Source organism: Streptomyces sp. NPDC001393 (genome assembly GCF_053597455.1).
Map to the genome: position 1 here is coordinate 1 of NZ_JBSFIH010000117.1, position 8,095 is coordinate 8,095.

The following is an 8,095-nucleotide window of genomic DNA, read 5'->3' on the forward strand; positions in this document are numbered from 1 at the left end:
CCCTGGGGCGCCGGATCCGGCAACGGAAAGTCGAGAGTGCCGATCGCCTGCCGGTGCCTGCCGCGCGTGCAGACCGCCACGATCTGGCTGCCGGGACGGGCAAGGGCTCGGGCCGGGTGCTGATGGCCGGCATGATCTGCGTCAGGCCGGGCCGCGAAACCAGGATGATCTACCGGACGCAGACATACCGGGGCCGTAGGGGCGAGAAGAAGGGCTTCCGGGCCCGCTGTTCGCCGAACCGATCATCGCTGCACGCCGTCAGCCCGACGGCGCCCCGCTGATCCTGGTGTGGGACAACGCCAGCACTCACCACGCCAAGCCCCTGCGGGAGTGCTGCGACCGCAACAGCGACGGGCTCACCATCGTCAAGCTCCCGCCCTACGCGCCAGACCTCCACCCTGTCGAAGGCGTATGGGCCCACCTGAGGAAGTCCCTGGCCAACCTCGCACCCCACAAGGTCGAAGACCTCACCCCGCTCGTGAAGAACCGCTTACGCGGCATCCAACGCCGACCCGAGGTCCTCACCGGCTTCACAGCCGAGACGGGACTGACACCGGAGCCCCGTAACCCAGTCACCCCGACCGTTCAACCTCAGCGGTAACTTCTCCGGCCGCGTAGTTCCCGGCATGGTACGGACTGGGCACCTGAACGAACGGGCACATGTCCATTTTAGTGGAAGATTGCCGGATTCATGAAAGGTAAGACAAACCGTGAACTTGCCGCGATAGATGAGGGGTTACTCTGTCGGGCACAGGAAGGTCCCGGGGGCGGTCACGCAACCCGGTGGCGCGGTTTGACCTACGCGCGTCATGTACACCTCAAAATGCCACTTGAACAGGACTGGCGCTCAGGGAATGACAGATAAGACGTTGTCGAACGCCGAGCGAGTCCTCAGAATAGGCCGCGCACCCGACAACGACCTCGTCGTGCCGGACCCCATGGTTTCCCAGTACCATGCGGTACTGGGAAAGACGGTCGAGGGTGAGCCTGAAATAACGGACCTCAACAGCTCGAACGGCACGTACGTCAATGGTCATCAGGTTGTCCGGCACGTGCTCGGCCCGAGTGACATTGTCGCGATCGGTCATTCCAGGTTCCATCTGGCAGACGGTCGGCTGGTGCGCGCCGACGCGGGCACAGGTTCATTCATCGCCAGGGACCTGACAGTCCGGGTGCGCCAGCGCAGCGAGACGAAGACCCTGCTCAACCAGGTCAGCCTCGACCTTCCCGAGAAGGCCCTTGTCGGCATCGTAGGCCCGTCGGGTTGCGGTAAGTCCACTCTGCTGCGGGCACTGACGGGCTATCAGCCCGCCGACGAGGGCGAGGTGCTCTACGACGGCCTCAACCTCTATACGCACTTCGCGGAACTCCGCCAGCGCGTGGCCCTCGTCCCACAGGACGATGTCCTTCATCCGCAGCTCACCGTGCGCAAAGCGCTGAGTTACGGAGCCAAACTGCGTTTCCCGCGCGACAGCGATGCCGCCACCCGGGAAGAGCGCGTCAAGGAGGTGCTGGAGGAACTGGGGCTCTCGCACCGTATGGATACCCGGATCACCGCGCTCTCCGGCGGTCAACGCAAACGTGTCTCGGTCGCCATGGAACTGCTGACCAAACCCGCCCTGCTGTTGCTGGACGAACCGACCTCCGGCCTCGACCCTGGTCTCGACCGGCAGGTCATGCAGATGCTGCGGGGTCTCGCGGACGGTGGCCGCCGCGTTGCCGTGGTCACGCACAGCATCGCCAACCTCCATCTGTGTGACCGTCTGTTGGTCCTGGCCCCGGGTGGCCGTACCGCGTATTTCGGCCCGTCGCAGTACGCGTTGGAGTTCTTCGGGTACGACGACTGGGCGGACGTCTTCCACGCCTTCGACCTTCATCCCGACTGGGACTGGACGGCCCGCTACCACACATCGATTCACTACCGCACGTACACCGCGGTCATGGAGGAGGTGGCGGCCCAGCGCACCGACCCACCCACCGATGGAACGCAGCCCGAGAAGCCCGGCGCGGAGGGTTTGAAGAAACACAGGAAGCAGAGGAAACGGCCGAAGGCGGGCCGCGGGCTGCGGGAATTCGCCGGTGCAGAATCGATTCGTCCACCGAGCTGGCGCTCCCAGTTCACCACCCTGATGCGTCGCAACCTGTCGGTCATCGCAGCAGACCGAGGCCATGCGGGTCTGCTACTCGCGCTGCCGCTGATCATGGGGGTGCTCAGCGTGACAGTGCCCGCCCAGTACGGCTTCATGGCCGCCACACAGACCTGCGCGAAGCTGGTGTCCTGCGCTCCGAACTACAACGTCGACGCCCAACCCGTACTGCTGGTGCTGGCAGTGGGTGCCTGTCTGACCGGTACCGCGAACTCAGTGCGCGAGTTGGTCCAGGAACGCGTCGTCTACCAGCGGGAACGCGCCATAGGGCTGGCCCGGTCCGCCTACGTCCTGTCAAAGGTGATGGTCCTGGGGTTGATCACCGCAGTACAGGGATTCGTGGTGGTCGCGATCGGACTGGCCGGCCGTCGGCTGCCGCCGGTGGGACTGGTGACCACACCGTCCGAGATCGAGCTGGTACTGGCGGTGGTGCTGCTCTCCACCACCTCGATGATGCTCGGCCTGATCATCTCCGCCCTGGTGCGCACTGCCGAGAAGACGATGCCCCTGCTGGTGCTTGCCACAGTCGTCCAGGTGATGTTCAGCGGTGCGGTCTTCCCGCTCTTCAATCAGGTGGGTCTGAATCAGCTCTCCTGGCTCGTCCCCTCCCGCTGGGCGGTCGCCGCGCAGGCGGCCACCATCAACCTGAGCCGGATCGGCCCACCCGCGGACGACAAGCACCCCCACTCCGCCGACCCGCTCTGGGTCCACACCGCCCACCAGTGGTGGCTGGATGCAGGGGTGCTGGAAGGCTTGGGGCTGGTTGGCATCATCGTGGTACTGGTGCTCCTCCGGCGCCACGAGCCGCTGGTCATGCGCCGCGGCTGACGCCAAGACCTTCGAAGGGCGGTTTCGGTGCCGGAACGCCGTGTGGTTCCGCCGGACCTTCGTCGAGTAGATACCGGGCCTCACCAGTTCGTCGGTGATGTGTTCGGGGGCGGGTCGGCCAGCTCCAAAACCGAGGGGGCGCGGGCTGGGTGGCCCGAGGCCCACCCAGCCGATCCGGCGGCCACGCATTCCGGCCCTCCGCGCGTTGTTCCGACGCGCGACCCCGGAAGGCGCAGGCGCCCCCGCCTGCTGAATTCGGCTGGACGCACATGGATGACGGCCGCTGCGGCACGCCCTCTTGTGCGCGGGAAACGAAGTGGTGTGTGCTGACGCGCGTTCCTGATCGTTCCGTGGAGGGGTGACCATGGCTGGACTGTCCCGTCGCAGGCTCCTCGGCTCCGCGCTGGGCGTCGGTGGGCTCGCCGCCGCGTCCTTGCTCCCGCCCAACCTGCAACGCGCCATGGCCGACACGGCCCACCGGCCGGTATCGCCCCACGACATCGAGCATGTCGTGATCCTCATGCAGGAGAATCGATCGTTCGACCACTATTTCGGCACCATGCGCGGAGTACGGGGTTTCGACGACCCGGACGCGGCCATCCTGCCCACCGGCAGACCGGTGTTCTACCAACCGGACCCGGAGAACCCGGACGGCTACCTGCTGCCGTTCCACCTCGACACCAGGACCACCAGCTCGCAGGCCATCCCGTCCACCAGCCACGCCTGGTCGGTGCAGCACGAGGCCTGGAACAACGGCCGGATGGACAACTGGGTGCCGGCGCACCGCAAGGCGGACGGCGAGGCCAACGGCCCGTTCACCATGGGCTACTACGAGCGCGCCGACATCCCCTTCCAATTCGCGCTCGCCGAGTCCTTCACCCTTTGCGACGCCTACCACTGCTCGCTGCTCGGCCCCACCTGGCCCAACCGGCTCTACCACTGGACCGGCACCATCGACCCGAACGGCCTTGCCGGCGGGCCGGTCATCAGCAACGTCATCCCCGAGCCGTTCCGCTGGACCACCTACCCCGAGCGGCTCACCAAGGCGGGCGTGTCCTGGCACGTCTACCAGGAGGAGGACGACTACGGCTGCAACCCACTGGAGTTCTTCCAGCAGTACCAGGACGCCGAACCCGGCAACCCGCTGTACGAGCACGGCCTGACCATCGGCCCCACCGACCAGTTCGCTCGTGACGCCCTGGCCGGACGGCTGCCCACCGTGTCGTGGATCATCCCGACCGCGGCGCAGTGCGAGCACCCCGACTACCTGCCGGCCTCCGGCGCAAACTTCGTCGCCCGGCAGCTCGACGCGGTCGCCGCCAACCCTCAGCTGTGGCGCAAAACCGTCTTCATCCTCAACTACGACGAGAACGACGGCCTGTTCGACCACGTCATCCCGCCCGCCCCGCCGGCCGGGACGCCCGACGAGTTCGTCGACGGCGTGCCGATCGGCGCGGGCATCCGGGTCCCCTGCATCATTGTCTCGCCGTGGACGCAGGGCGGCTTCGTGTGCAGCGACCCCTTCGACCACACCTCCGTGCTGCGGTTCCTGGAGCGGATCACGGGAGTACGCGAGGAGAACATCAGTGAATGGCGCCGCCGCACGTTCGGTGACCTGACCTCGGCGCTTGGCTTCCCCAGCAAGCGTCCCTTCCCGCACCTGCCGCCTACCAGGGGCCAGTTGTCGGTGGCGGAGCATGAGGTGGCGACCCTGCCTCGGGTCACCTTCCCCGGCGTGGACCAGACCCCGCCGCACCAGGAGACCAGCGGTCCCGAGGCCACTCCGGTCGGCCTCGCCTCGACCGCCCGCGAGGCGGAGCCCCTGGCCGGGCGGCGGCCGTATGTCATCAGCCGCATGGTGGAGAACGCCACGACCCACCGCGACGACTTCGCCGGTGACGTACCCGCCGGCGGCTCCGGCACCCAGGGCACGAACTTCCCCGGCACCCAGGACTCCGTGCCGAAGACCGGGCCCACCAGCGGCGTCCACGCCTACGCGACCGCACTGGTCAGCTACACGATCGTGGTGGTGGACACCACCACCCGCAAGCTCGTCGCGAGCATCCCCGGCGGCGCCAATCCCTGTGGCATCGCGTCCGCAGCGGGCACCGGCAAGCTGTACGTGACCAACTCCGGCGCCGGCGACGTCTCCGTGCTGGACACCACCAAGGGCAAGATCACCGGCACCGTCGACGTCGGCCTCCACCCACACGGCGTGGCCTCCTCCCCGGACGGCCGCACCGTCTACGTCGCCAACACCGGCCCGGACACCGGCGCCGGCGGATCGCGGACGCTCACGGTGATCGACACCGGCGCGGACAAGGCCACCGCCACCTGGCAGACCGGCCTCGCCCCGCGCTCCGTCGCCGTCAGCCCCGACGGGCGGATGGTCTACGTCAGTTGCTGCGACGGCCTGACGGTGCTCGACGCGGAGACCGGCAGGACCCGCAGGCGGCTGCCCGAGCTGGCCGAGGCCAACGGTGTTGCCGTCCACCCCGACGGCAGGCGGGTCTACGTGGTCAGCCCGTGGAGCGACACCCTCGCGGTGCTCGACGCCGGCTCGCTGCGCGTCGTCGCCCAGGTCCGGGTGGGTCGCACCCCGTGGCAGGTCGCGCTGAGCCCGGACGGCTCACGGGCCTGGGTCAGCGGCGCCAACGACGACACCGTCACCGTCGTCGACACGGCGAGCGCGAAGGCGGTCGGCACGGTCAAGGTCGGCCACGTCCCCACCGGCATCACGGCGACCAGCAACACCGTGTGGGTGTGCACGAATGCCGGCGCCACAGTGGACGCGATCGACACCACCAGCCTGAGGGTCCTCGCCGGCACCCGACTGGGCCTGTCCTCGGGCCCCTGCGGCGTGGTGGTCGCCTGACCCGGCGTCGTACGCCCGCGTGGGCTCAGGCACGGATCGCCGGGCACTGGCAAGCCACTGCCGCCGGCCCGCAAAAATGGACCTGGCCACCGACAACGAGGCGCGAAGTGGTCACCCGGTGACCAGAGTCCAGTGCATGTCGTGGAGCGTCTGTCCAATGGGTACGTAGTAGACGCCGGCCAGGCACCAGGGTTTCCTGCGATGGCCGTCGAGGACGGTGTCGGGGTTGTACGCAGGCGGGCAGGTGAGGGTCCGGTCGAGGGCGGTGATGATTCCGCGTGCTTCGTCGGCGGTGTGGTTGCGGACGCTGGCGAAGACCGGGCCGCCACTGTCGCCGTTGACGGCTGCGACACCGCCAGGCGTGGCCGAGGTGGCGTAGGCGAGGTCGACATCGGGACGGTAGATGCCGTTGGGCCCGGTGACGCCGATGTCGGTCTGGGCTATGCGCACACCGCAGTGCACGCCGCCGTTGGCGCCGTCGGTGCACACGTAGTCGCCGACGTTGTTGTGCCCCCAGCCTGTGACGGGTTTGGCGTAGCCGTCGGTGCGGCTTGCGGGGCCGTCGTAGAGCCGGCCGCTCACGCGCTGTGAGGGCAGCTTGATGCCGACCACGTCGTCCTGCGGGGAGCGCTGGGCGGCGTCGGTGGTACCGATGAGGTCGCCGCCCCACCAGGTGGTCCACCGGCCTTCGGGGCCCGGGCCGCAATGGTAGGCCGACGTCAGCATGTACTGGCCCTGGGCGTTCTTCACGCCGTAAGAGCCGGAGCAGATGCCGCCGAGGGGGTTTTTCAGCGCCGAGGCTCCGGTCCAGGGGGAGCTGTCATGCTGCCGGGAGGACAGATCCACGCTCTGCAATCGGTGGATCGCGGCGACGTGCACTCCCGCAAGTCGGCCGGCTGCCGTGGCGACCTGCTGCAACGTCCTGCTGTGTCCGCTCGCCAGGAGCCTGCTCGCCGTACCGGCGGCGTTGTCGTAGCCGACCTCCAGGCCGCTGCCGTCCACTGCCGGTGCGATGCTGGTGACGCGGACAGGGGCCGCCGTCCCCTCGGCTCGCAGCTTCATTGAGGCCAGGTTGTTCAGCAACTTCATGCGGGCCGCGTGGAGTTCGGCCTTGGAATAGCGGGCGGAGTCGACCTCGGCGGTCACCCCGTGGGGGAGATGGGCGAGGATCTGCCTGACCCGCTGGGGTGGGGTGCCTTTCCAGTGCAGGCGCAGGTGGTTGTGGTCGGGGTCGACCTCGACCTCGGCGAAACCGGGTATGTGCGCGCGGTCGGGCTCGGAGAGCCCTTCGGTGATCCGGTCGGCGACGGCGTCGAGGACCTGCTGGCGTTCGTCGATCCGCGTGGCGGCGCGCGAGGCCGGCTGCGTGGCCGGCACAGAAGAGGCGCCCGCGAGAGGCGGGATGACGAACGGTACCGCGGCGGCCAGAGCTGCGGCTGGCAGGGCGAACGCCAGCCATCTGGGACGTGCAGCGTGCTTCATGTGCCGCTGTCTTTCTGCTGGAGCCAATGTGACGCGAACATGCTCGTACGGGACAGGCGCCCGCTGGGCAAAGCGATGATCGGATTTTCGTAGGAGTTTGCGAAGCGGTGGTCGCGGGGCTGGCGGTCACCAACGGACGGCATTGACCTCTACCTCCGGATTTAGCGAACTACCGGTAACCCGCTGCTGGACGATGAGTTTGCGCGTGACTGTCCTGCCGGTACGGGGGATGGTGCGGCCACGCTGGCCGCATCTGTCCCTGGGACAGAGCCGCCACGCCGGTCTCGACTTCCCGGCCGCATCTTTCGTCGAGAGCCTCCAGCCCCCCAGTCCGGCGGGCACCCAGGTCAAGGCCGTTCAAACGCTGATACTCGCCGGCCGACATGAGGTTGCAAAAGCCTCAGTGGGTGAACGCTCTCCGTGGGCACCGGCCGAGCCTTCTGCCACATGTGCAGCCGGTCTCGGGGTGGGGCTGTCCCCCCTCCGTTCTCGGGGGCGTGCACCGTCGCGGTCGTCTCTGCGGACGACGAGGCTTGGGATGTCGAAATGTTTCGACGCATCGAGGTCGCCGACGGTCGGCCTGAACCTCCTCCTCCACTCTCGCGGAAGGAACTTCCCAATCGTGTTGTCAAGCTGCTCCCGTGACGGGAGGTGAAGCGTGAAAGCACTCTCCGTCACGGATCATCGCCCACAGGACATTGAGGCGTCGGCGCGCGAGGGCCAGCAGCGCCTGCTTGTGGCCCTTGCCCTCGTTCCGCTTCCG

At 68.0% G+C, this 8,095-nt stretch carries 4 protein-coding genes and 3 pseudogenes; 5 read left to right on the forward strand and 2 right to left on the reverse strand.

Features of this window, described 5'->3' with window-relative positions; translation table 11 throughout:
* The 5 genes and pseudogenes from ACWC2T_RS45280 to ACWC2T_RS45300 all read left to right on the forward strand — a co-directional run.
* Positions 1-281, forward strand: a pseudogene (locus ACWC2T_RS45280) (hypothetical protein); the annotation flags it as partial.
* Between the two features lie 5 nt (positions 282-286).
* Positions 287-601 (forward strand): transposase, encoded by a 315-nt coding sequence (locus ACWC2T_RS45285; RefSeq protein WP_450676129.1) that lies wholly within the window; start codon positions 287-289, stop codon positions 599-601.
* 253 nt (positions 602-854) lie between these two features.
* Entirely contained in the window at positions 855-2,975 is a 2,121-nt protein-coding gene (locus ACWC2T_RS45290; RefSeq protein ID WP_450676130.1) for an ATP-binding cassette domain-containing protein, read from the forward strand.
* 364 nt (positions 2,976-3,339) lie between these two features.
* Positions 3,340-4,737, forward strand: a pseudogene (locus ACWC2T_RS45295) (alkaline phosphatase family protein); the annotation flags it as partial.
* Between the two features lie 93 nt (positions 4,738-4,830).
* A complete protein-coding gene (locus tag ACWC2T_RS45300; RefSeq protein WP_450676132.1) occupies positions 4,831-5,850 on the forward strand; it encodes a cytochrome D1 domain-containing protein in 1,020 nt (339 codons plus the stop codon).
* A gap of 111 nt (positions 5,851-5,961) precedes the next feature.
* On the opposite strand, the gene ACWC2T_RS45305 is transcribed toward ACWC2T_RS45300, so the two are convergent.
* Positions 5,962-7,332 (reverse strand): S1 family peptidase, encoded by a 1,371-nt coding sequence (locus ACWC2T_RS45305; protein WP_450676131.1) that lies wholly within the window; start codon positions 7,330-7,332, stop codon positions 5,962-5,964.
* Positions 7,333-7,960: 628 nt separating this feature from the next.
* Positions 7,961-8,095 (reverse strand): annotated as a pseudogene (locus ACWC2T_RS45310) (IS110 family transposase); the annotation flags it as partial.

Excerpts from the sequence above, each read along its gene's own strand:
- ACWC2T_RS45290 (WP_450676130.1), top strand. The coding sequence starts at position 855 with ATGACAGATAAGACGTTGTCGAACGCCGAGCGAGTCCTCAGAATAGGC.
- ACWC2T_RS45300 (WP_450676132.1), top strand. The coding sequence starts at position 4,831 with ATGGTGGAGAACGCCACGACCCACCGCGACGACTTCGCCGGTGACGTA.
- ACWC2T_RS45305 (WP_450676131.1), bottom strand. The coding sequence starts at position 7,332 with ATGAAGCACGCTGCACGTCCCAGATGGCTGGCGTTCGCCCTGCCAGCC.